Below are 23,002 nucleotides of genomic sequence, written 5' to 3' on the forward strand. Positions count from 1 at the left end.
GATTAGGAGGTATCAGGCGTGGCAACCCAGGAACTTCATCGCGGCCGGCTCATCGACCACCTCCATCTGGTGGTCAGGGATCTGCCGGCCAGCCGCCGCTTCTACGGGGCGGTTTTCAAGGTGCTGGATATTCCGATCGGCGGCAGCGCCGAGGATTATTTCTGGGCCGACGAGCTGTTCGTCTCGAGCGCGGACAGCCGGGCGGCCCAGGGAAAGCTGACCGGACGCCATCACCTTGCCTTCCAGGCCGGGGATCGCGCCGTGGTCGACGCCTTCTACAGAGCCGGGCTCGACGGCGGCGGCACGGACAATGGCGCGCCGGGCGAGCGGCCCTATCACCCCGGCTATTACGCCGCCTTCCTGCTCGACCCCGACGGCAACAACATCGAGGCCGTTTATCACGGGCCGGCCACGCGCAGCGTCGCTTCGGTGAAGATCACGTTTTAACCTGTGTCTGCTGATCTCACGGATCTTCCAGCGTGAACAGGTCGGCCTGCTCGTCATAGGCGAACAGCTCGGCATAGCGCGCCCAGCTCGTCACCGCGCGGACCGTCTGGTTGGCGTACTCGCCCGACATGTGATCTTCCAGCTCGTCGCGGAAGCGCCGGGCCGGCGCCTTGTGGCCGGCGCGTTCGTCGAGCACGCGGCGGATATGGGCGGCCAGCGGCACATAGGTGGCGAGTTGCTGGGCGAACAGCCGCTTGCGTTCGTCGACGTCGCTTTCGGCAAAGCGCTTGCCGGCCGGCGTCAGGCGGATGTCGCCCTCGGCCAGTTCGGCGAAACGCAGGAGCTGCAGCGTCTCGGCGATCGGAAACAGATCGTCGATCTCCAGTTGCAGGCTGGCGGCCAGCGGCGGCAGGTCGGCCTGGCCGTTGTAGGGTGCGTTGGCGACCGCCTCGATCAACCCGGCCATCAGGTTGGTCGAGACGCGCGGCAACGTCATGGCGATGCCCGAACCGGGGAAAATGCCGTCGCGTGCCGGCGCGCCGTCGGCTTTCCTGGCGGTCATGCGCGCGTAGATGTCCTCGACCAACGCCCGGAAGGCGGGATCGAGGCGATTGCGCGGCTGCGGCAGATTAATCTTGATTTCGGCGATCACCCGTCCTGGATTGGAAGAGAAGATCAGCACCCGGTCGCACATCAGCACCGCTTCCTCGATGTTGTGGGTGACCATCAGGATTGCCTCGATCGGCATGCGTCCCTCGCACCAGAGGTCGAGCAGATCGGTGCGCAGCGTCTCGGCCGTCAGCACGTCGAGCGCCGAGAACGGCTCGTCCATCAGCAGCACCTTGGGATGCACGACAAGCGCGCGCGCAAGGCCGACACGCTGGCGCATGCCGCCGGAAAGCTCCTTCGGATAGGCGCTTTCGAAGCCGTCGAGGCCGATGAGGTCGATCGCGCCAAGCGCCCGCTTGCGCCGTTCGGCGGCGTCGACGCCCCGCGCCTCGAGCCCGAGTTCGACATTCTGCAGGACGGTGAGCCACGGAAACAGTGCAAAGCTCTGGAACACCATGGCGATACCGTCGGGCGTTCCGGTGACGGGCGCGCCCTCGAAGGTGACCTTGCCCTTGCTCGGCGCGATCAGCCCGGCGATCGAGCGCAGCAGCGTCGACTTGCCCGAGCCGGAACGGCCGAGCAGACCGACGATCTCGGCCGTGTGAAGGGTCAGCGCGACGTCGTCGAGAACGACCAGCTTGCCGGCATTGCCCTTGTCATAGGTCTGGCAGACGCCGCTTACGTCGACGAGCGGGACCTTGGCGGTGACGAATTCGTTCATGATCGGTCTCCCCATTTGGGTTGCGATGTTGGATGGTCGCTCAGTCGAGGCGCATGCGCCGTTCGGCAAAGACGTAGAGCGGACGCCACAGCGTGCGGTTGAACAGGGTGACGAAGAACGACATGACGGCGATGCCAAACACGACGCGCGGAAAATCGCCGACTTCGGTCGCCCTGGCGATGTAGGAGCCGAGTCCGAAGGCCTCCAGCTTCGTGTTGCCCCAGCTTGCCAGTTCGGCGACGATGGAAGCGTTCCACGAGCCGCCCGAGGCGGTGAGCGCGCCGGTGACGTAATAGGGAAAGATGCCGGGCAGGATGACATAGCGCCACCACGACCACGAGCGCAGCTTGAAGACGGCGGCGGCCTCCTTGAGATCGGCGGGAAATGCGCTGGCGCCCGCGATCACGTTGAACAGGATGTACCATTGCGTACCGAGCACCATCAGCGGCGACAGCCAGATCGACGGGTTCGCCCCGGTGGCGACGATGGCGAGGACGGCGAAGGGAAACAGCACATTGGCCGGAAAGGCGGCCAGGAACTGCGCCAGTGGCTGGACCCGCTCGGCGACGGCCGGCCGCAATCCGATCCAGACGCCGATCGGCACCCAGATCAGGCTGGCGATGGCAATCAGCACGACGACGCGCACGAGCGTCACCAGGCCGCCGCCGAAAGCCTCCGTGACGTCGCTCCAGCCGAGCGTGCGGTGCATGTAGGAGACGGCCGTCCAGGCGCCCCAAAGGGCAATCACCAGCACGAAACCCAGCCACAAACGGTCGATGAGCCGCGATACAGTCGGATTGGCGGCAGCGGGCGCGGCCCGGCGGCGGCCCAGCCGGACGAGCATCAGGCGCTGCCACACCCAGGCGAAGGGCGCGACAAGGATTTTGACGAGGCGCGCGCCGCGCAGCACGTCATATGCCCAGGAGCGCGGCTTTTGCTGGCTGGCGGTCTGCTCGAAGCGGAACTTGTCGGCCCAGGCGACGATCGGCCGGAACAGCAGCTGATCGTAGAGCAGGATGAGAATTCCCATCGCCAGCACGGCCCAGCCGACGGCGCGGAAATCCTGCTTGTCGATGGCCAGCGCCAGCCACGAACCGATGCCGGGAAGCTGGACCGTGGTGTTGCCGACGGTGATCGCCTCCGAGGCGACGACGAAGAACCAGCCGCCCGACATCGACATCATCGTGTTCCAGACCAGGCCGGGCGCGGCGAAAGGCGCTTCCAGCCGCCAGAAGCGCTGCCAGGCCGAGAGGCCGAAGCCGCGGCTGACCTCGTCGAGGTCGCGCGGCACGGTGCGCAGCGACTGGTAGAACGAGAAGGCCATGTTCCAGGCCTGGGCGGTGAAGATGGCGAAGATCGACGCGCATTCGGCACCAAGTTGACTTCCGGGAAACAGACCCACGAAGAAGGTCACGGTGAAGGTCAGGAAACCCAGCACCGGCACCGACTGAAGGATGTCGAGCGCCGGAATGATGACCATCTCGGCGCGGCGGCTCTTGGCGGCGAGCGTCGCGACCGTGAAGGTGAACAGCAGCGATGCGATGATCGCCGCGAACATGCGCAGCGTCGTGCGCAACGCATATTCCGGCAGGTTGGCGATGTCGAGCGTCACCGGCGCGGCGGAGAGCACCGCAGCCGGCGCCCGCATGGCGCTGGCGCCATGCGCCAGCAGCACGATCAGCGCCGCCAGGATCGCCAGCGCGACGAGATCGTAGCTGTTGGGCATGATGCGGTTGCGCACAAGCTGGGCGGCTTCGCGCTGCGAGGTACGGTCGTGTGGCAGGAAGATCATGGCATCTGTCCGGACGAGGGTTTGAACGCTGGCTTGCCGGCGCCCGCCGCGCCCAGGCGGGACGGCGGGCGTCGATCAGGCGACGAGACGCAAGGGCGTGCCACGACTGGCGCCTTCTTCCGGGGCAGCCTGCCGCTCCCGCGCCCAGCGGCATTCGAGGCGGCCGGTCGAAGCGTTCCTCGACCAGCACGCGACGAGTGCCGGGGTCGGCCGGACGCTTGCGGCTATGGGGCGGCCGACAGTCGGTCGCCCGCGCAAGGCAATGCCGCTGACACGGATGCCGGGAAGGATGAGGGTGTTGGTCATCATTCACCTCCTTCGATCGCTGCCGACCGAACCGGAGGTGGACGTGGACAGGCCTAGGCCCGAACGGCGTTCACCCGGCAGGTTCTGCCGGTCGCAATCCAGATTTTGGGTTTCGCTGCCCCGGCGGACCGCATTTCGGCCGCCGGAACGCTACTAGGGTAGCCGTCCATTGTTCTCTCTATCGGTTTTGGGCGAACGCCGAAGTGTCCGCTGTGGCCGCAGCTATGCCCGGCGCCGGGACTTGTCAACCGCGGCGCCGCCAAGCGGAGCGCAACGATACCAACGTATAGTCCGGCTATACCGTTGCCGAAGGGCGGCCCCATCCGATGCAAGGCTACGTCAGGTCGCGTGTGAAAATGCCGATCATGTCGGCCATCCTGATCAGTTCCGCCAGCGAGCGGGCCTGCATCTTGCGCATGACATGGCCCCGGCGAACCTTGACCGTGATCTCGCTGACGCCGAGCTCGCCGGCGGCCTGCTTGTTCAGCCGGCCCTTGACGACCAGCGCCAGAACCTCGCGTTCGCCGGCGCTCAAAGTGGCCAGGCGCTCCCGCAACTGCGTCAGCGTCGCCAGTTCCTGTCGCCGCTTGCGGTCCTTTTCGATGCCGGCCTGGATGGCGTCAAGCAGATCCTGGTCGCGAAACGGCTTGGTCAGGAATTCGATCGCGCCGGCCTTCATCGCCCTGACCGCCATCGGCACGTCGCCATGGCCGGTGATGAAGACGATCGGCATCCCCTCGCCCGACCTGACCAGTTCGCCCTGGAAATCGAGCCCGCTCTGGCCCGGCATCCTGATGTCGAGCACGAGGCACGCGGGCGCGTCGGATTTTTCAGCCGCCGCGAACTCGCCCGCCGATCCAAAGGAGCGCACATCGATCCCGACCGAATCGAGAAGGTTGCCGAGCGCCTGCCGGACGGAGGCGTCGTCATCGACGACATAGACGATGGGTCGCGCTTCGTTCACCTGCGGATCCGGCGGCTGTGGCTCCTCCGGACGAAAAGCTTCCGGCTGTCTTCCGGTATGGGCACGGAGCGGCCGGTTTGCAAGGCGCTCCAGTCAGCTTTGCGGCAAGGTGAAGCGCAGGACCGTGCCGCGCGAGGTGCCGGCCGCGGCCCAGATGCGCCCGCCATGCGCCTCGACGATCGAGCGGCTGATCGCCAGTCCCATTCCCATGCCTCCGGGCTTGGTGGTGTGGAAGGGATCGAACAGCCGCTCGGGGTCTTGCCGGCCGAACCCGGCGCCGGAATCGTGCACGCCGACAAGCACGCCGTCGCCGTCATGCAGCCTAGTCTCGATCTTCAGCTCCCGCGGCCCTGCGTCGGTTGAGCGAACCGCATCGACGGCGTTGGCGACAAGATTGAGGATCACCTGCTGCAACTGGATCTTGTCGGCCGGCACCGGCGGCAGACCATCGGCCAGCGCCATGCGCACCGAAACATCGTTCTGCTCGATTTCGTTTCGTGCCAGGGCGATGGCTTCCAGCACCGTTTCGTTGAGATCGAGCGGCGTCTTCACGAAGGGCGCCCGCTTGACCAGCGCCCGGATGCGGGCGACCACTTCGCTTGCCCGCATGGCGTCCTCGACGATGCGCTCGAGCGTGCTTGTCGCCTGCCCGAGATTCGGCGGCTCCGCCGCCAGCCAGCGCTGGCAGGCATTGCCATTGGTAACGATCGCGGCAAGCGGCTGGTTGACCTCGTGAGCGATCGATGCCGTCAGTTCGCCCAGCGTGGTGACGCGCGTGACATGGGCAAGCTGCGCCTGGGCGTTGCGCGCCGCGGCCTCCGCGGCAGCAGTCCTCAGGCACAGATAGGTCGTCAGCCCGAACGCCGCGATGCTGATGACGCAATTGATGAGACCGGCCCGTGGCGAGCCAGACTGGGTCAGGAAGTAGCTCAGCACCGTCAGCGCGATGCAGGCGGACGCCAGGAGCATGATGCCGCGCCTGTGCAGGAAGCCGACCGAGAACAGCACGACCGCGACATAGAAAACCGCAACGGCGATCTCCATGTCGGTCACCGTGTCGAAGATGAAAATCACCGCCATGACGGCGATCGCCGCCAGGGGTAACGCCGTCGATCGTGTCATTGGGGGTCCCTTGCCGCTGACCGCTTGTCGTGAAATCGAAACTGCCGACCAGCAAGATGCCACCGATCGCACGGCGTGCAATCTCCGCCTGGCAAGATCGCGCCGGACACCAGGACGCTGGATGCGCGTCGGCGTGATCTAGAGATACGGCCGACCGATGGCCGACCTTATTCGTTGGTGGCAACCCCGGCTGATCACGCTAAGCCACGGCGAGGTACCGCCCGCCGGTCCTGGAACGATGAACAGTGTCGCCCCTCAGGCCGGTTCGCGCTTCAGCGCCTGCGCCATGCAATGGATGCCGTCGCCGGTTTTGGAGATCTCGCTCATGTCGACCGCCGCCACTTCGCCGGCGGTGGTGAATGATCATCTATAACGGTTGCCCGCAGAGGCCGCCACGATGGCTGCCTGCAGCAGGACCCGCGCACCGGTGATTGCATGAGCAGGCTCCACATATTCGGCCTCATTGTGGCTGAGCCCGTCGCGGCACGGCACGAAGATCATTGCAGCCGGCGCCACGCGGGCGATGAACAGCGCGTCATGGAAAGCGCCCGATGTCATCCGCTTGTGCGGTAGCCGCAGAGAATTGACGGCTTCTTCGACGACATCGATCATATCCGGCGAAAATGCTGCCCCGGGCATATCGAACGATCGCGCGATCGCTGCCGTGCAGTTCCGGGCCTCGGCCTCCGCCCGGCAGACCTGGCGCACCTCGGCCTCAATGGCATCGAGCCGCTCCGGCTGCGGATGCCGCAGGTCGACGGTGAAGATCACCGATTGCGGTATCGCGTTTATCGATCCTGGCTGGGCTGCGATCCGGCCCACTGTCAGCCGTGCGTCGGCGTCGAGCGGCATGATCGTTGCCTGCAGCCTGTGCATCGCCGTAACGGCGGCAACCATCGGATCCCTACGGTATGCAAGGCCGGTCGTGCCGGCGTGACCGGCAGACCCCTGAATGCAGACTTCCAGCCAGCGCGTACCCTGGACGGCCGTGACGACGCCGATCGGCATCCGCTCCTTTTCCAGCGATGGCCCCTGTTCGATATGGAGTTCGATGTAGCCCGATATCGGCATGCCGATCGGCCGCGCGGCCGCCTCCGGCAATGCAGCGATCGTCGCATCGAGTTCCGTTGCGAGGGACGCGCCGTCACTGCCGACCGTGGATTTCCACGAGGAAATATCCGCGCCGGTGAATGCCATCGAGCCCATGACGCCGGGCGCGAAGCGGCTGCCCTCTTCATTGGCCCAGGCGACGACCTCGATCGGCATTCGGGTTTGCCCCTTCGCGTCCTCCAGTGCTTCGAGCGCCTCGAAGGCGCAGAGCGTGCCGAGCGCTCCGTCGAAGCGCCCGCCGGTCGGCTGGCTGTCGAGGTGGCTGCCGATTAAGAGCGGCGACTGCGTGGTATCCGAGCCCTCGCGGCGGATGAAGAGGTTCGCCATGCCGTCCTGAAAAACCTGGAAGCCGCGCTTGAGCGCCAGTTCCGCCAGCAGGCGCCGGGCGCTGCGATCCTCGACGCTGAACGCCTGCCGGTTGACGCCCCCGGCCGGCGTCGCGCCGATCCGGGCGAACGCATCGAGCCGCCTGAGCAATCTCTCGCCGTCAATTTCCGGCTGCAAAGTCATCGCTTGAGGCCGCGGATGAAGGCGTTCACCCGCTGCGGTTCAACCTGGTTCCACCAGACCCCGTCATATTTGAGCGAGCTGGCGACGATCACGCCGTCGACGATGTCGAGAATATCGTTGGCATTGTCAGCCGTTACACCGCTGCCGACAAGCGTCGGCAATCCGGCTGCTTCCTTGATCATCCTGATGTAGCCGAGGTCAGCGGCGTGGCCGGTGCGCTGGCCGGTGGCGATTACCGCATCGGCATCGAAGAACACCAGATCCTTGACCTGTTCCTCGACCGGCCGGTCGCCGACGATCGCATGTGCGCCGTGCTTGACATGGGCATCGGCGAAGATGCGGATGCCGTTGGCCCGAAGCCTGGCGCGGAAGCGCATGGCACGCGCCGCTTCGCCTTCGATAAAGCCCTCATTGGCGACATAGGCGTTGGCCCATTGATTGACGCGGACGAAGGAGGCACCCGAGGCGCTGGCGATCGAAAGCGCTGGGATGGAGGCATTGGCCAGCACGTTGATTCCGATCGGCCTCCCGAGTTCGCGGCGGATGCGGTCGGAAACGACGGACATATAGGCGGAGGTTTCCGGCCCGATATCATCCGGTTTGGCAAACGGCACGTCGCCGTGGTTCTCGACGATCACGCCATCGCAACCACCATGCAGATAGGCTCTCGCGTCGTCGAGGCCGCGTTGATAGATGGCCTCGACCGCCTCGCCACTATAACGCGGCGCGCCTGGCAGGGGTGCGAGATGAACGACGCCGATCGCCACCTTGCTCCTGCCGAAGATCGACTGCAACGCATCATCCGCGACTTGACCGATTGGTTTGGGGCCAATTGGTTTGGAGCCGATGGATTTGGGGGATTTTGTCATGCCTTTTCCGCTTCCGTCGTTTCCATGAGCATTTTCATCTCCCGCCTGTCGGGGCAGGACTCGAGCGTGCCGGCGCGCCCGACCGAAATGGCAGCGGCGCGTACCGCGATCCGCGCTGCCGCAGCAAGGTCCATGCCGTCCGCAAGGCAGCCGGCGAGGCAGCCGCAAAAGACATCGCCCGCGCCGCTGGTATCGACCACCGCCACCCTGGGCGCCGCGATCTGTTCGATCCGTCCTTCGCCATCGGCAACCAGGCAGCCATCCGCCCCAAGCGTCACGATCGCGGCGCCGGCACCTTGACGGATCAATTCGCGGACCGCGGCCGCAGGATCGCTGGCGCCGGTCAGTTGCGCCGCCTCACCCGCATTGGCGACAGCGAAGCTGACGGCGCTCAAAGGCGGTGCATGGCCGGCCGCGAGCGGGCTAGGATTGAAGATCGTCAAGGCTCCCGACGCGCGCGCCGCGCGCAGACAGGCCGTCGTTGCATCGGGGTGAAGGTTGCCCTGCATCACCATGATATCCAAGCGTTCGATCGAGCGCACGAAGCCACTGTCGGCCAGGGGATCGAAAGCGGTGGCGCAACTGGCGCCGGTGACGACAAGGTTCTCGCCGCGCGCATCGACGATGATTGTCGAACGGTCGCTGGGCAGCGGCAGCGTCGCCAGATGACGGACGTCGAGATCGCGGCTCAACTGCTCCCTTATCCATGCGCCGGCCGCATCATTGCCGATCGCCGCACGGAAACGAACATCAGCTCCGGTGCGTGCCGCGGCCACCGCCTGATTCGCACCTTTGCCGCCAAGTCCGTCGGAATGTTCCGACGCGTTCAGCGTCTCTCCCGCCGCCGGAAAGCGGTCCAGCCGAAACGTCGTATCGACGCAGACATTGCCGATGACATGGACGCGCATGGCTAGTCCTTGGCTGTTGCCCAGCCCAGCATCTGTTCGAAGAGCGTCTTGTAGCCGCTCCAGGCGATGAAGCCCGGCGGCAGCCAGTGCGGGCCGACATCCGAGGTCCAGGCGACGGTGCGGCCCTTGCCATATTTGCCGGTCACCAGCAGCGGCAGGGAACGGTAGTCGGAAGACACGGTGGCGAGAACTTCCGCACCGTCCTTGACCGTAACCTCGTTGAAGCCGAGCAGGATCGGCCAATCCTTGCCCAGGCCTTTGAGGATCGGATGGCTCTGCTGGCCGACAACGACCGGCGCATAGCCCTCCGGAACCTCGACGCGATCATCCACGGACAGGCACGTGACCGGCAGAACCTCCTCGACCGGCGTCTTGTGATAGCGCGCGCCGCCATTGATGCCCTGGAAACTGTAGTAGCCGCCGAACATCAGCAGACCGCCGCCATTGCCGACATAATCGCGCAGCAGGCGCAGCCGGTTCGGCGTCGGCCTGGAGTGGATCCAGGTGTCGGGGTGAAGCAGCAGCGTGTTGGCGCCAAGATCGGAAAGCACGACCGCGTCATAGGCCGAAAGCGCTTCCATGGTCTGGGGAAAATTCCGCTGCGCCTCATGCGCCGGCATGAAGGTGACGTCGAACGGACCATCCTTCAGCGCGGCCAGCAGTTCGTCGGCGCCGGTGTGATAGGTCACGGTCGGAAACTGGTCGAAGCCCTTGATATGGGTCGCGGTCGAGACCCAGGATTCGCCTGCGAGAAGAACCTTCTTCCTGGACATGTTTACCCCCTATGTCGAATTGATCCGCAGCTTAGAGGCTCGCGGCGAACACGGTCTTTGGATTGTCGACGAGCATGCGGTCGATTGCCGACTGCTCGACGCCGTGACGCTTTAATCTCGGCACGAAATGCTTGAGAATGAAGCCGTAGCCGAAGCCGCCGAAGCGCGTCAGCATGATCTTCAGAAAGACGTCCTGCGACAGCAGAATCCGGTCGATCAGCCCCATGTCGATCAGCGAGCGGATCGCCTGCGCATTCTGCTCGTCGGAAGGCGATTGCGCATCCTGGTCGGCATAATAGAAATCCATGCCGATCATGTCGTATTCCAGGAAGGCGCCGCGCGCGGCGAGGCTTTTCTGATAGGTGAGATCGTTGTGGCTCGGATTCATATGGCACAGCACCGTATGCCTGAGATCGGCGCCTTCCGCCTCGACCACGTCGAGCACGTCATGCGCCAGCCGTTCCCAGCCGGGCAGATGGATGGTCAGCGGCACACCGGTGATTTTCGCGGCACGGGCCGAAGCGCGCAGCGACTTGCGCTCCTCGCCGGTGAAATCCTTGCTGACACCGACCTCGCCGATGATGCCGGCCATGATGTCGGGCTGCGTCGTCCCGCCGCCGACATCGTTGACCAGGAATTCGGTGACCTCGTCGACGTCCATCGCCTTCAGCCAGTCGGGGTGGGTGTGCTGCAGGTAGAAGCCCGTCCCCATGACGATCCGCAGTCCGGATGCACGGGCGATGCGTGCCAGCTTCACCGGATCGCGGCCAATGCCGATATTGGTCGCATCGACCACGGTGTGGCCGCCGAGCGCCCGGTATTTCGCCAGTTCCGAAAGCGCCAGGTCGGTGTCGTCGAGTGAGACGTTGTCGCGGTTCATGTAGGGGTTCATCCGCAACTCGCCAATGATCTCCATGCTGACCGGCTGCTCGGCGATCTTTTTCTCGTCGGGATGACAGGGGCATTTCCACGATGTCGCGCCGTCGAGCAGGATATGCTCGTGCATCAGCGTCACGCCCATATCGGCGATCGCAACCGGTCCGGTAACGGTCATCACCGTACCGGAGCGAACGCCGATCGGCGCCCGTTCCCCTGGCTTGTCTTTGATTGGCTTGTCGTCGAACAGATGATCCATGTCAGCGGCTCCGCGTTGCGCCCTTGAACAGACGGAAATTCAGCCAAATGGCAACGAGGATGATTGTGCCGGTGACGATCGGCGTCAGGAAGGGCGACATATGCGCGAGGATCAGGCCGTTGCCGATGACCGCGACGGTCAACGCGCCGAGCACTGTGCCGATGATCGTGCCGCGCCCGCCGAACAGGCTGGTGCCGCCAAGCACCACGGCGGCGATGACATCGAGTTCAAAACCCTGGCCGGCATTCGATGAGCCGGAGCCGAGTCGGGCTGCGAGAATGATGCCGGCCACCGCCGCCGCCATGCCGGACAGGATATAGACGAAGAGCATCATGAAGCGTGTATCGACACCGGCGCGGCGCACGGCCTCGGCATTGGCCCCGATGCCGGTCACATAGCGGCCGAACGGCGTCTGATTGAAAGCGAGATAGGCGATGATCAGAACGACAAGGGCGAGCAGTGCCGGCACCGGCACACCGAGAAGCCAGGCCCTGCCGATATTCACGAAGAAGCTGGTCGGCTCGACGGGGATCGAATAGCCGCCGGTGATCAGCAGCGCCAGCCCGCGGATGACGGAGAGACCAGCCAGCGTGACGATGAAGGCCGGTATCCGCTCATAGGCGATGAAGAAGCCCTGCAATGCGCCGACCGTCGCGCCGAGCGCCAGCATGGCGATGACGACCAGCGGCCACGGCAGCCCAGTCTGCAGCAAGACGGCCGACAGCGTTGCCGTCAGCGCCAGCACGGAACCGACCGAGAGATCGATGCCGCCTGCGGTGATGACGAAGGTCATCGCTGCCGCAACGATCAGCAGCGGCGCGGACTGGCGCACGATGTTCAGCAGATTGGGCATCGTCAGGAAGGAGTTGGTGATCAGTGAGAAGACCACGCAGACGACAATGAAGAACAGCGCGATGGAGACGACGCTGCCATTGGCTATCGCCACGTCCTTCCAGGTGCTGTTGTGGGCGCGTTTGGGCGGCGAGGCGCCGATATTCCCAGGCGATGAGGTGACGTTCATGGCTGTGCTGCCTCATCACGGCTGGCGCGCGCCGAACGCGCGACAAATTTGCGCCCGACGATCAGGTTGACGACCTCCTCGATGCTGGTGTCGCCGATCTTGCGTTCGGCGACATTGCGGCCCTCATACATGACCTGGATACGGTCGCAGACCAGGAACAGATCCTGCAGCCGATGGGTGATGAGGATGACGCTGACGCCACGGGCGCTGACGGCGCGAATGAGATCCAGAACCGCCTCGACTTCCGCCACTGCGAGGGCGGCCGTCGGTTCGTCCATGATCAGCACCGACGGATCGAAGGAGGCGGCGCGGCCGATGGCGATCGACTGGCGCTGCCCGCCGGAGAGGTTTTCGACCTTGAGCCTGGTGTCGGCAATGACGATGCCGAGCCGGTCGAGCATCTCGCGCGTCTCGTCATGCATGCGCTTGTTGTCGAGAAAGGGGATGCCGAGAACGCGGCTGCGCGGCTCGCGGCCAAGGAAGAGATTGCCTGCGACATCCACCGTGTCGCAGAGCGACAGATCCTGGTAGACCATCTCGACCCGAGCGGCTCGGGCATCGGCCGGTGAGGCGAAGGATACGACCTTGCCGTCGATCTCGATGGTGCCGGAATCCGGGATGACCGCCCCGGATAGAACCTTACTCAAGGTCGATTTGCCGGCGCCATTGTCGCCGACAAGGCCGAGCACCTCGCCAGGCTTCAGGTTCAGCGAAACATCGTCCAGTGTCTGGATAGGGCCGTACCGTTTGCAAACACCGGTCATCCTGACACGGTAGGTCTCGCCATCGCTCATCATGGTTCCAGTTCTCTGGACGACAAGTTCAATCGATCTCCGGGCTGCGCGGCAACCTTCAGGTCGATGCGCAGCCCGGTGGTCAGGGGAGGATATTACTTGAACATGTCCTTGAACTGACCAACATTTTCCTTGGTCACGATGGTGATCGGAACATTGATGATCGGGTCGATCTTCTCGCCCTTCTTGAGCTTGACGAAGGCTTCGATGGCAGCCTTGCCTTCACCGGCCGGATCCTGCTGGACGACGGCGACCACCCAGCCCTCTTCGAGACCTTGTACCGCCGACTTGGTCAGGTCCCAGCCGAATACCTTGACGTCGCCGGTACGGCCCTGGCTGGTGACGGCGGATACCGCGCCGAGCAGAGCCGGCTCGCCGGTCGCGTAAAGCGTCGTCATATCGGGGTTGGCGGTCATCAGGTTTTCGGAGGCCGAAAGTGCTACGTCCTGCACGTTCTGGCCGTCGACCGTGTCGAGGAAGGTGACCTTCTGGCCGCTGTCGGCGACGGCCTTCTTGAAGCCGTCGAGGCGCTGGTTCTGGATGAACGAATTGAGCGCGCCGACGACGCCGATCTTGGCGGTGCCGCTCATATTGGCCTTAACGTAGTCGGCGTAGAACTTGCCGATATCCTCGCCGGCCCTGGTGTTGTCGACGCCGACGAAGGCGACGTTGTCGCCATCGGGAATTTGGGCGTCGATGGCAATCACCGGAATGCCGGCGGCCTTGGCCGCGGTGATCGCCGGCTTCACACCGTTGACATCGATGGCAACGAGAATGATGCCGTCGACCTTCTGGGTAATGTAGTTTTCGATCGCGTCGTTCTGCGCGCTCGGCACGTTGTTGGCGTTGAAGATGACGAGGTCGACGCCGGCAGCCTTTGCGGCGGCCGTTGCACCGTCATTGATCTGGTTGAAGAACAGGGCCTGCTGGTTGATGGTGACGAGCGCATAGGTCTCGGCCATGGCGGAGGCGGAGCTGAGGGCGAGGGTCATGGCGATGGCTGCGGCGCAGCCTGAAAAGATCTTGGTAAGACGCATTCCGGTTCCCCTTGGTTTTGCGAAAAAGGCCCTTGATCGGGCTCACCTGGCGCCTGAGCGCTCCGCCATAATTCAAGATACTTGATTTCTTGTCAAGCGACTTGAATTAGCATCGGCGAAGACAACGAAGCTCGCCAAATCAGAATGTCGCTGGCGTATTCACCCAGAAAATGCTGGCGCGTTCATCGCCGACATTGCGGTACCAGTGGGGCAGTTCTGAATTGAAAACGAAGGAATCGCCGGCAGACAGGCGAAACGTCTTTTCACCGACCATCAGTTCGATCGCACCTTCCAGGACATAGCCGACTTCCTCGCCGGCATGCTGGATCGGGCCGGCACTTTCACCACCCGCCTCGATATGATGGATGTTGCACTGCAAGAGGTGGCCCGGCGAATAGGGAATGACACGCTCGAGCGAAATGCCCTCGCCGCGCCGAAGCGGATCGAGTGCGATCAACGGCCGCGCTCCAGCCCGAAAGACGATGCCTTCCTCGCCGTCGGACTCCTCGAACATCCAGCCAATATTCGTGCCGAGCACCTCGACCAGCCTGTGGAGCATGGGAAGCGAGGGCGAGACCTTGCCGTTCTCGACCTTGGAAAGCAGGCTTTCCGAGCAATTGGCAGCAGCGGCGAGCGCCTTCAAGGTCAGGCCGCGCGTCTGCCGGGAGAGCTTCAATCGTGTGCCGAGCCGCAAAAGGCTGGTGGCAGTCGAACGCTCGTCGCTACCCTTATTGTTGATGTCAACCTTGTTCATGGGGGGCCGCGAACATCTCCGCTGGTTCGACCTAAACCGTAAGACCGATCAAACGTGTTGTCCATCTTGTGAAAAATGGAACAACGCGTCGGACCGGAATCACGGAACGGCAGGCGAGCGAGCGCGGCTGCTTCCTACGCCGGTTCGCGCTTCAGCGCCTGCGCCATGCAGTGGATGCCGCCGCCGGTCTTGGAGATCTCGCTCATGTCGACCGCCGCCACCTCGAAGCCGCGCGCCTTGAGCTCTCCGATCAGCGTCTGGCTCGACGTCGGCGCGATCACCCGGTCCTTGCCGAGCGACATGAAATTGCAGCCGAGCGCGATCGTGTCCTGGAACGGCACGTCGATGATCTCGTGGCCCTTGCCCTTCAGCCAGTCGACGATGCCGGGCTCGGTGCAGGCGAGGCAGACGGCCGTCAGCTTCTCGGCGATCGGCACCACCATCAGGTCGATATGGACGTAGTATTCGTCGATGAAGGCGATGCGGGTCTCCCAGCCCTCCTTGTCGAACCAGGCCTGCACCTGGCGGGCGCCCTCCTCTTGCGTGCGGGCGCCGCCGCAGCCGATCAGCACCACGCCGTCCTCGATGACGTTGAAGTCACCGCCCTCGAACGTGCCTGCGGTGACCATGTCGTAGATCGGGATGCCGAGTTTTTCGTAGGTGCGGATCGCGGCGTAGTTCTCGCCGCGCCGCCACCAGTTGGCCATGGCGGTGATGAACGCGCCGTAAGGCGTCATGACGCTGGAGTCGCGCGAATAGACCTGCATCGGCAGTTCCGGCGTCGGCTCGTGCCAGTGGATGTTGACGCCGAAATGCTCGTAGGCGGCGACCAGGTCCTTGTGCTGCGCCTGCGCGATCTGGACGTTGCAGGGTGCCTCGCGCAGATGCTTCCTCGACAGCGAGCTGGTCGAGAGGTGGCGCAGGAAATTGGGCGAGCCGAGCAGCACGTCGGTGAGCACGTCGGTCTCGTTGGCGAAACCCCAGCTGGTCAGCGGCGTGGTGCCGCCGGCCGGGTTGCGGCGCTGCAGTGAAAACGGTTCGGCGACGATGCGGTCATGAACGGTCATGGGTTTCTCCTCGTGAGGCAGCATGGGGTGATTGGTTGCTTGGGATCCACCAGTCGCGTCCGCGCGGAGTGGTGACATATTCCGGCCAGCGAAAGCCGATTGGCGGCTCGTAGTCGCAGAGCGGCGCGATCCAGTTCGACCCGCCGACGCCGCCGCCGGTGCGGCTGACGAATTCATCCATCGCCGCCTCGCGGGCGGCTTCGTCTTCCAGGAGGCGCAATGCCGCGAGCGCGACGGTCTTCGCCGCGCAGGTGACCATCGGATCGATGGTCTCGGGAATGCCGCCCAGCGCATTCATTGCCCAGGCCGGATAGGCGTGGCCGTTCTCAGAGCGCAGCGCCGGGCGGGCGACATAGACCCTTGCCGTCGGCGTATGCCACGACATGTCGGCGTAGTCGTCGGACGTCGAATTCACCTGCGACGGCGGCAGGTCGCGGCGCAGGATCGCTTCCGCCTGCTCGGGCTTGATCAGCCGCTCCAGTTCTTCGATGAAAGGCTCCTCGCTGGCGACCCCGCCGGCATTGATCTGGATTTCGCGGGCAATTGTCTTCGCGGTCTCGTCCCAGTGCGGCGGCCCGACGGCCGACAGCGCCTCATAGGCAATCGATGCCATGGCATGGTTGGCGAGCCCCGGCCGCGACTTCGAGACCCAGTGCCGCTCGTGGCGGCAGCCGCTCATCTTGGCGGCGGCCTCGGCGTTGCGGTCGAGCACGGCGGTCACCTGCTCGGCCATGGCAAGCGTTGGCACGCGGATCATGTACTGGATCTCGGCGAGCCCCGCCGGCAGATTGTCGGCGGTCGCCTGCCCGGCCGTGAGAATCGCCTCGCTGATCGACCAGCCGCCCTGATGCGGCAGCATGGAGTCGCGCAACGTCTTCGACGCCATGTACATCGTGAAAAGCGCATCGTTGGCGCCGGGCGCGCGCACCGCCGAATGCGCCTGCGGGATGGGTGCCGCATCGCTTGCGCGAACCCAATTTTCGGGTTCGTCGCACACAAAGCGATAGATCATCGCATAGGCGGCGCCGCAATGCGTGTCCCAGCGCGCCGTGTTGCAGAGCGGCAGCATGTAGAAGGGGTGGAAGGAGATCATGCCGGCAAGGCCGTCATAATAGCCCTTGGCCGCATGGATCGGCTTCGATCCCCGCACCTTCTCGGCCGGCTCGCCGGTGAAGCGCAGCGTGCCTGATATATCGTGGCGCTGCATCGCCGCCTTCACCGCCAGCAGGCCGCCAAGACTGGCAATGCCGAGGCCGGAATGCGGATCGGTGTGGCCGCCGGCCTCGCCCCCGAGACCGGGCCGGGGGCGCTTCACGGTCGTCGCGTCCTGGCAATTGCCCGGCACCGCGTCATATTCGGCATACATGCCGATGGTCGGGCCGGCGCCGTTGGTCCAGTGGGCGCAGAAAGCGGTCGGCATGCCGCCGGAGCCTTCCTCGACGGAGAAGCCCTCATATTTCAGCCGCTCGACATACCAGGCGGCGGATTGGTACTCGCGCCAGGCGGTCTCGCCGAAGTCGAAGATGATCCGCGTCCATGCCGACAGCAACGGCTGGATATCATCCAGACAGGCAAGCGCGGTCGCTTGCGCCGAGGTCATCGGTTTCTCCATGACCAGAAGAAAGCAGTGAAGCGCCTCGCTAAAAAGTGATATGTTTTCCCGGCTCATGCAAATTCGGTTCACCTGAGGCCTCTTGCGAATACCCTCCACCCAGGCATTGCGCGCCCTCGACAGTTTTGCCCGCCATGGCAGCGTCTGGCGCGCGGCGGATGAACTGCACCTCACCCGCAGCGCCGTCTCTCACCAGCTTCGCCTGCTCGAACGCGACCTCGGCTTCGACCTGCTCGAACGCATCGGCAAGGGCGTGGCGCTGACGCCGCGCGGCCAGCGCTACGCCAGCGATGTGCGCAAGGCCCTCACCGTGCTGGGCGACGCGGTGAGCCGCCATGCCGGCACCGGCGTCGGCGGCTCGTTCGCCGTCAGTTGCACACCGGGCTTCGCCTCGCTGTTTTTATGCACCCATATCGGCGAGTTCCGGCAGATGTATCCCGATGTCGCGCTGCGCATCCTGACGCCCAGGCGCCTCGACGATGTCAGCAATGCCGACGCCGACGCCTTCATCGCTTTCGGTGTCGGCAACTGGCCGAACCGGGCGGCCGAGCTGTTGTGCGAGATTTCCTTCACGCCGCTCTGCAGCCCGACGCTGCTCAACAAGGTCGGCGGCTTTTCCAAGCCGGCCGACGTGCTGCGCGCCAATCTCCTGCATCTCGGCGACACCGAGGACTGGGCGCGCTGGCTGGCGCTGTCCAGGGTCGAGAACCCGGATCCGGAAAGCGGCATCTTCTTTTCCGACATGAATTTGGTGTTTTCGGCGGCGATCGCCGGCCAGGGCATCGCCATGGGCGACGAACTGACCAGCCGCCGGGCGCTGAGCGAAGGCCGGCTGGTGCGCCCCTTCGACATCGCGATCAAATCGCCGCGCTCGTATTTCCTGGTGTCCGAGCACGCGAAGGCGAGCCACCCGGTGCTTGAGGCGTTCGCGGGGTGGCTGAGGTCGAAGCTGTCGGAGGTTAGCTAATCTCCCCCCTTGAGGGGGAGATGGCCGCAAAGCGGCCAGAGGGGGTCGGTACCGACTGGGTTCGGCCAAGTCTGGCTTTCAAAGAAGAGCACGTCGGGCTCCACGCGAGACGACCCCCTCTGTCGCCTTCGGCGACATCTCCCCCTCAAGGAGGGAGATCAGCAGCGCCACCTCCATAGATGAATCAAATTTGCCGGTCCGGCGAAAACTATTCGGTTGCGGTGAGCCGCCGCCCTGCCCTACGATTTCAACCGGAGTGAGGAACAAGGCAGGATGCAGCAACCCGGCCGGGCCGCGGAGATCAAGGCAATCGGGATCGGCAAGAGCTTCGGCTCGTTCCGTGCGCTGGACGAACTGACGCTCGATATCGGCCGCGGCGAGTTCCTGACCCTGCTCGGACCGTCCGGTTCGGGCAAGACCACCTTCCTGATGATCCTTGCCGGTTTCGTGCAGCCGAGCGACGGCCGCCTGTTCAGCGACGGCGTCGACATCACCGAGCGGCCGGCTGAGCAGCGCGCCGCCGGCATGGTGTTCCAGGGCTATGCGCTGTTCCCGCATATGTCGGTCGAAGCCAACATCGCCTTCCCGCTCAGGGTGCGCAAGAAATCGGCCACCGAGATCAAGCGGCGCGTCGGCGAGATGATCGAGCGCGTCGGGCTGAAGGGCCATGAGAAGAAGCTGCCGGCGCAGCTTTCCGGCGGCCAGCAGCAGCGCGTGGCGCTGGCGCGCGCGCTGGTGTTCGAGCCGGGCGTTCTGCTTCTCGACGAGCCGTTCTCGGCGCTGGACAAGAGCCTGCGCGGCCAGATGCAGGCCGAGATGAAGCGCCTCCACCAGGAAACCGGCACTACCTTCGTCTTCGTTACCCATGACCAGAGCGAGGCGCTGGCGCTGTCGTCGCGCGTCGCCATCTTCAACCACGGCAAATTGCTGCAGGTCGGCGCGCCTGACGAGGTCTATGACCGGCCGACCAACCGCTTCGTCGCCGAGTTCCTCGGCGAGATCAACATGCTGCCGCTGAAGGGCGTGCGCAATGCCGACAATGGCGCCACCGGCCTCTGCGAGGACCGCGCCGTCAGCCTGCGCGGCAACGCCGCCACCGTCGGCGGCAACGCTATCCTGGCGATCCGGCCCGAGCACATGTCGATCGCGCGCGAGGCTGCGGTGGGAGAAAACGGCATCGCCGCCACGGCAATAGCCTCCACCTATCTCGGTGCAGCGACAAGGCTCGATCTGACGACGCGCAAGGGCGCCAAGGTAACCGTTTCCGTGCCGAACGAGGTCGCCGCTGCTGCGCTCAGCAAGGGCAATTCCGTCTGGCTTACCTGGCCGGCGGAAAAAGGCTTCCTCCTACCGGACGGAGGGCAATGACGATTTGCGAATCTTCAAGTGATGAACCTGGGATTCGCGGTAACTAGCAGAAACACCAACGAAAAAAAGGGGAACTGACATGACGAATGACACCAGGAAACACTCCATCGAGATGCTGTCCGCCAGAGCGGCGCGCGGCGAGATCTCGCGCCGGCAGTTCACGCAGCTTGCAGCACTTGTGCTCGCCGGCACGCCGATGCTGTTGCGCTCGACCGGCGCCTTCGCGCAGGCCAAGGAACTGGTGCTGGTCAACTGGGGCGGCGACGCCATCACCGCCTATGACGCCGCCTATGGCCAGGCTTTCACCAAGGACACCGGCATCACCGTCAAGATGGACGGCTCCGGCCCGACCGAGGGTGCGATCGCGGCGCAGTTCAAGAGCGGCGCCCCGACCTGGGACCTCGTCGACGTCGACCCGTTCTCGGCCATAACGCTCGGCGCCCAAGGCGCGCTGGAGCCGATCGACTACGCGGTCGTCGACAAGAAGAAGATGCGTGAGGGCTTTGGCTGGGAATACGCTGCCTCGACCTATTTCTTCTCCTATGTCATCGCCTACGATTCCGAGAAATACGGCAGCAACGCACCCACAGGCATGGCCGATTTCTTCGACGTCGCAAAATTCCCCGGCAAGCGCTCGCTCTACAAATGGGGTGTTTCGAGCTGGGAGGCAGCCCTTCTGGCCGACGGCATCGCGCCGGCCTCGCTCTACCCGCTCGACCTCAAGCGCGCGCATGACAAGATCGCCGCCTTCAAGGAGAATGTCGTGGCCTATTGGGGCGGCGGCGCCGAGAGCCAGAGCGTGCTGCTCAATGGCGAGGCCTCGATGGCCATCGTCTGGTCGACACGAGCCTCGCTGATCGAGCAGGATTCGGGCGGCAAGATCAAGTTCATCTGGGACCAGGGCCTGATCTCGCCCGGCGCGCTGGCAGTGCTCAAGAGCAACCCCGGCGGCAAGGACGCGGCGATGAAGTTCATCGCCAGCGCCCAGGATCCGGCAAAGCAGCTCATCATGTTCGACAAGCTCGGCCAGGGCCCGGCCAACCCGGCGGCGGATGCGCTGATCCCCGCCGACAAGAAGCGCATCAACCCGGTCGACCCCGAAAACATGAAGAAGCAGATCGCGCTCGACATGGACTGGTACGCCAAGAACTACGGCCCGGCGCTCGACGAGTACACGAAGATCATCTCCGCCTGACCGGCGGGATATCGCATATGGATTCTTGCGAAGAAGACCCCCACCCTGACCCTCCCCACAAGGGGGAGGGAAAGCTGCCGCGCGCCTTACTCATCTTCATGTTCAATGTCGAAAACTTCGGTAATTTGCGAAGATCAGCGCCTGCGGAGTCTCCGTGGGGAGGGGTTAGGGGTGGGGGTATTCGTAGGGCGAAAGCCTCAATTTCCCATATGCGATTGCCCCGGCCTGATCGGCGGGATATCGAACCGGCATGAGAGGCACCCGCTCCGACAGGACGGGCGCGGCGCTGCTGATGGCGCCGCTGCTCCTGTTTCTCGCCCTTGCCTATGCCTGGCCATTCCTCGGCGTCGTCAAGTGGAGCTTCACTTTGCCGACGCCGGGGCTCGGCCAATATGGCGCGCTCGCCACCGACTCGCTGGTGCAGTCGGTATTCATCCGCACGCTGCGTATCGCGGCCATCGTCACGATCGTTTCGGTCGCCGCCGCCTACGCGATCACGGTCGTCTGGGTCCGCGGCACGCCCGCACAGCGCCTCATCGCCGAATTCTGCATCCTGGTGCCGTTCTGGATCTCGGTGCTGACGCGCGCCTTCGGCTGGGTGGCGCTCTTGTCCAACCGCGGCCTGATCAATACCTGGCTGCAGTCGATCGGCTTCATCTCCGAACCGCTGGCGCTGGTGCGCAACGAATTCGGCGTCATCGTCGGCATGACGCATTTCCTCATTCCCTTCGCCGTCTTCCCGCTGGCGTCCTCCATGCGCAGCCTCGACGACCGCGTGCTGCTCGCGGCGCGCGGGCTGGGCTCCAGCCGCATGCGCACCTTCTGGTCGATCTTCGTGCCGATGACGCGTTCCGGCATCATCGGCTCGGCGATGATTGTCTTCGTCTTCTCGCTGGGCTTCTTCGTCACACCGGCGATCCTCGGCGGCGGCCGCAGCGTGATGATCGCCGAGCTGATCTATCTCCGCATCTTCCAGAGCCCGGACTGGGGCCTGGGTGCGGCGATCAGCGTGGTGCTGGTGCTGTTCGTGGGCGCGCTGATGGCGCTGCTGTTCCGCTATGTCAGACCAAAGCAGTTGATCTGATGCCGACCTATCGCCCCGGTCCCGTCTCGCTGGTCCTCGCCGCCCTGGTGGCGCTGTTCCTGCTGTTGCCGCTGCTTGCCGTCATTCCGGTATCGCTGACGCCGAGCCGCATGCTGGCGATGCCGTCGGGTGAATTGTCGCTGCGCCACTACCGGGCGCTGATCGAGGATCCGCGCTGGATCCAGTCGATCCTGCTCTCGATCCGGATCGGCATTGTCAGCAGCGCGTTCTCGACCGTGCTGGCGCTCTGCTTCAGCCTCGGCGTCTGGATGTTCCAGCCACGCTTCACCGCCGCACTGGTCGGCTTCGTGCTGCTGCCCATGGTGGTGCCGCCAGTGGTGTCGGCGATCACGCTCTACTTCCTGCTCACCTCGATCTCGGGTTTCAGCTCGTTCTTCGGCTACGACACCTGGCTCGGCGTCGCCATGGCGCATGCGGTGATGACGGTGCCCTTCGCCACCGTGCTGATCCTGGTCTCGCTCAGCCAGCTAGACCGCCGCATCGACCTCGCCGCGCGCGGCCTAGGGGCCACGGTGTGGGAGCGCGCCACCCGCATCATCATGCCCAACATCAAGTTCGGCATCGTCACCGCCGCATTGCTGTCCTTCGTGCTGTCCTGGGAAGAGATCGGCGTCACCCTGTTCATCACCTCGGTCAACGCCATCACCCTGCCCCGGCTGATGTGGATGGGCCTGCGCGACAACATCGACCCGGCGATCGCCGCACTCTCGGTGATCCTGATCATCATCACCGTGCTGGTGCTGGCGATGCGCAGCGTCGTGGTCAGGCTGCGCGGGGGTCATTGACGGCGCAGGGTCTCGAGCGGACTAGAACGCG

At 64.6% G+C, this 23,002-nt stretch carries 23 protein-coding genes; 7 read left to right on the plus strand and 16 right to left on the minus strand.

What is annotated here, in order from left to right:
• The first annotated feature begins 18 nt into the window (after positions 1-18).
• On the plus strand, positions 19-447 hold the full coding sequence (locus tag MESS4_RS24745; protein ID WP_006336916.1) for a VOC family protein: 429 nt from the start codon (positions 19-21) through the stop codon (positions 445-447).
• 16 nt (positions 448-463) lie between these two features.
• Here the strand turns inward: MESS4_RS24745 and MESS4_RS24750 are convergent, their stop codons facing one another.
• The 5 genes from MESS4_RS24750 to MESS4_RS24765 all read right to left on the minus strand — a co-directional run bounded on the left by MESS4_RS24750 (position 464) and on the right by MESS4_RS24765 (position 5,961).
• The gene (locus tag MESS4_RS24750; RefSeq protein ID WP_006336919.1) at positions 464-1,777 is read right to left on the minus strand and encodes a nitrate/sulfonate/bicarbonate ABC transporter ATP-binding protein; all 1,314 of its coding nucleotides are present in this window, start codon (positions 1,775-1,777) and stop codon (positions 464-466) included.
• Between the two features lie 40 nt (positions 1,778-1,817).
• Positions 1,818-3,569 (minus strand): ABC transporter permease subunit, encoded by a 1,752-nt coding sequence (locus MESS4_RS24755; RefSeq protein ID WP_006336921.1) that lies wholly within the window; start codon positions 3,567-3,569, stop codon positions 1,818-1,820.
• Between the two features lie 75 nt (positions 3,570-3,644).
• Entirely contained in the window at positions 3,645-3,875 is a 231-nt protein-coding gene (locus MESS4_RS33740; protein WP_157385664.1) for a hypothetical protein, read from the minus strand.
• A gap of 334 nt (positions 3,876-4,209) precedes the next feature.
• Positions 4,210-4,839, minus strand: a complete 630-nt coding sequence (locus MESS4_RS24760; protein WP_006336926.1) for a response regulator transcription factor — start codon at positions 4,837-4,839, stop codon at positions 4,210-4,212.
• Positions 4,840-4,932: 93 nt separating this feature from the next.
• Positions 4,933-5,961 carry an ATP-binding protein gene (locus MESS4_RS24765; protein WP_006336927.1) on the minus strand — a complete coding sequence of 343 codons (1,029 nt, stop codon included), beginning with the start codon at positions 5,959-5,961 and terminating at the stop codon, positions 4,933-4,935.
• 157 nt (positions 5,962-6,118) lie between these two features.
• Here MESS4_RS24765 and MESS4_RS33745 point away from each other — a divergent pair, with 157 nt between their 5' ends.
• Entirely contained in the window at positions 6,119-6,334 is a 216-nt protein-coding gene (locus tag MESS4_RS33745) for a hypothetical protein (protein ID WP_157385665.1), read from the plus strand.
• On the opposite strand, the gene MESS4_RS24770 is transcribed toward MESS4_RS33745, so the two are convergent.
• The 11 genes from MESS4_RS24770 to MESS4_RS24820 all read right to left on the minus strand — a co-directional run bounded on the left by MESS4_RS24770 (position 6,325) and on the right by MESS4_RS24820 (position 17,539).
• Entirely contained in the window at positions 6,325-7,581 is a 1,257-nt protein-coding gene (locus tag MESS4_RS24770) for a Zn-dependent hydrolase (RefSeq protein WP_006336930.1), read from the minus strand. The two genes, MESS4_RS33745 and MESS4_RS24770, sit on opposite strands and share 10 nt — an antisense overlap.
• A complete protein-coding gene (locus MESS4_RS24775) occupies positions 7,578-8,450 on the minus strand; it encodes a BtpA/SgcQ family protein (protein ID WP_006336937.1) in 873 nt (290 codons plus the stop codon). Before MESS4_RS24775 ends, MESS4_RS24770 begins: the two co-directional genes overlap by 4 nt.
• Positions 8,447-9,358 (minus strand): ribokinase, encoded by a 912-nt coding sequence (locus tag MESS4_RS24780; RefSeq protein ID WP_006336944.1) that lies wholly within the window; start codon positions 9,356-9,358, stop codon positions 8,447-8,449. Before MESS4_RS24780 ends, MESS4_RS24775 begins: the two co-directional genes overlap by 4 nt.
• Before the next feature lie 2 nt (positions 9,359-9,360).
• Positions 9,361-10,131, minus strand: a complete 771-nt coding sequence (locus MESS4_RS24785) for a glutamine amidotransferase (RefSeq protein ID WP_006336946.1) — start codon at positions 10,129-10,131, stop codon at positions 9,361-9,363.
• Between the two features lie 31 nt (positions 10,132-10,162).
• Positions 10,163-11,266, minus strand: a complete 1,104-nt coding sequence (locus MESS4_RS24790; protein WP_006336948.1) for a phosphotriesterase — start codon at positions 11,264-11,266, stop codon at positions 10,163-10,165.
• A gap of 1 nt (position 11,267) precedes the next feature.
• The gene (locus tag MESS4_RS24795) at positions 11,268-12,287 is read right to left on the minus strand and encodes an ABC transporter permease (protein ID WP_006336950.1); all 1,020 of its coding nucleotides are present in this window, start codon (positions 12,285-12,287) and stop codon (positions 11,268-11,270) included.
• Entirely contained in the window at positions 12,284-13,081 is a 798-nt protein-coding gene (locus tag MESS4_RS24800) for an ATP-binding cassette domain-containing protein (RefSeq protein ID WP_006336952.1), read from the minus strand. Before MESS4_RS24800 ends, MESS4_RS24795 begins: the two co-directional genes overlap by 4 nt.
• 95 nt (positions 13,082-13,176) lie before the next feature.
• Entirely contained in the window at positions 13,177-14,118 is a 942-nt protein-coding gene (locus MESS4_RS24805) for a substrate-binding domain-containing protein (RefSeq protein WP_006336957.1), read from the minus strand.
• 139 nt (positions 14,119-14,257) lie between these two features.
• Positions 14,258-14,872: a cupin domain-containing protein gene (locus MESS4_RS24810; protein WP_006336960.1), complete on the minus strand. Its 615-nt coding sequence runs from the start codon at positions 14,870-14,872 to the stop codon at positions 14,258-14,260.
• Positions 14,873-15,006: 134 nt separating this feature from the next.
• Positions 15,007-15,939 carry a dimethylarginine dimethylaminohydrolase family protein gene (locus MESS4_RS24815; RefSeq protein ID WP_036242022.1) on the minus strand — a complete coding sequence of 311 codons (933 nt, stop codon included), beginning with the start codon at positions 15,937-15,939 and terminating at the stop codon, positions 15,007-15,009.
• A complete protein-coding gene (locus tag MESS4_RS24820; RefSeq protein WP_006336963.1) occupies positions 15,926-17,539 on the minus strand; it encodes a hypothetical protein in 1,614 nt (537 codons plus the stop codon). The genes MESS4_RS24815 and MESS4_RS24820 overlap by 14 nt, the downstream gene beginning before the upstream one ends.
• Before the next feature lie 94 nt (positions 17,540-17,633).
• Here MESS4_RS24820 and MESS4_RS24825 point away from each other — a divergent pair, with 94 nt between their 5' ends.
• The 5 genes from MESS4_RS24825 to MESS4_RS24845 all read left to right on the plus strand — a co-directional run bounded on the left by MESS4_RS24825 (position 17,634) and on the right by MESS4_RS24845 (position 22,971).
• Complete coding sequence (locus MESS4_RS24825; RefSeq protein ID WP_036242024.1) at positions 17,634-18,518, plus strand: LysR substrate-binding domain-containing protein; 885 nt, start codon at positions 17,634-17,636, stop codon at positions 18,516-18,518.
• A 273-nt stretch (positions 18,519-18,791) separates the two neighbouring features.
• Positions 18,792-19,886, plus strand: a complete 1,095-nt coding sequence (locus MESS4_RS24830; RefSeq protein ID WP_006336967.1) for an ABC transporter ATP-binding protein — start codon at positions 18,792-18,794, stop codon at positions 19,884-19,886.
• 79 nt (positions 19,887-19,965) lie between these two features.
• Positions 19,966-21,081 (plus strand): ABC transporter substrate-binding protein, encoded by a 1,116-nt coding sequence (locus MESS4_RS24835; protein WP_006336968.1) that lies wholly within the window; start codon positions 19,966-19,968, stop codon positions 21,079-21,081.
• 250 nt (positions 21,082-21,331) lie between these two features.
• A complete protein-coding gene (locus MESS4_RS24840; RefSeq protein WP_006336970.1) occupies positions 21,332-22,165 on the plus strand; it encodes an ABC transporter permease in 834 nt (277 codons plus the stop codon).
• A complete protein-coding gene (locus MESS4_RS24845) occupies positions 22,165-22,971 on the plus strand; it encodes an ABC transporter permease (RefSeq protein WP_006336971.1) in 807 nt (268 codons plus the stop codon). The genes MESS4_RS24840 and MESS4_RS24845 overlap by 1 nt, the downstream gene beginning before the upstream one ends.
• Positions 22,972-23,002: the final 31 nt, after the last annotated feature.

This window comes from Mesorhizobium sp. STM 4661, from assembly GCF_000359125.1.
In the GTDB taxonomy this organism is placed as follows: domain Bacteria; phylum Pseudomonadota; class Alphaproteobacteria; order Rhizobiales; family Rhizobiaceae; genus Mesorhizobium.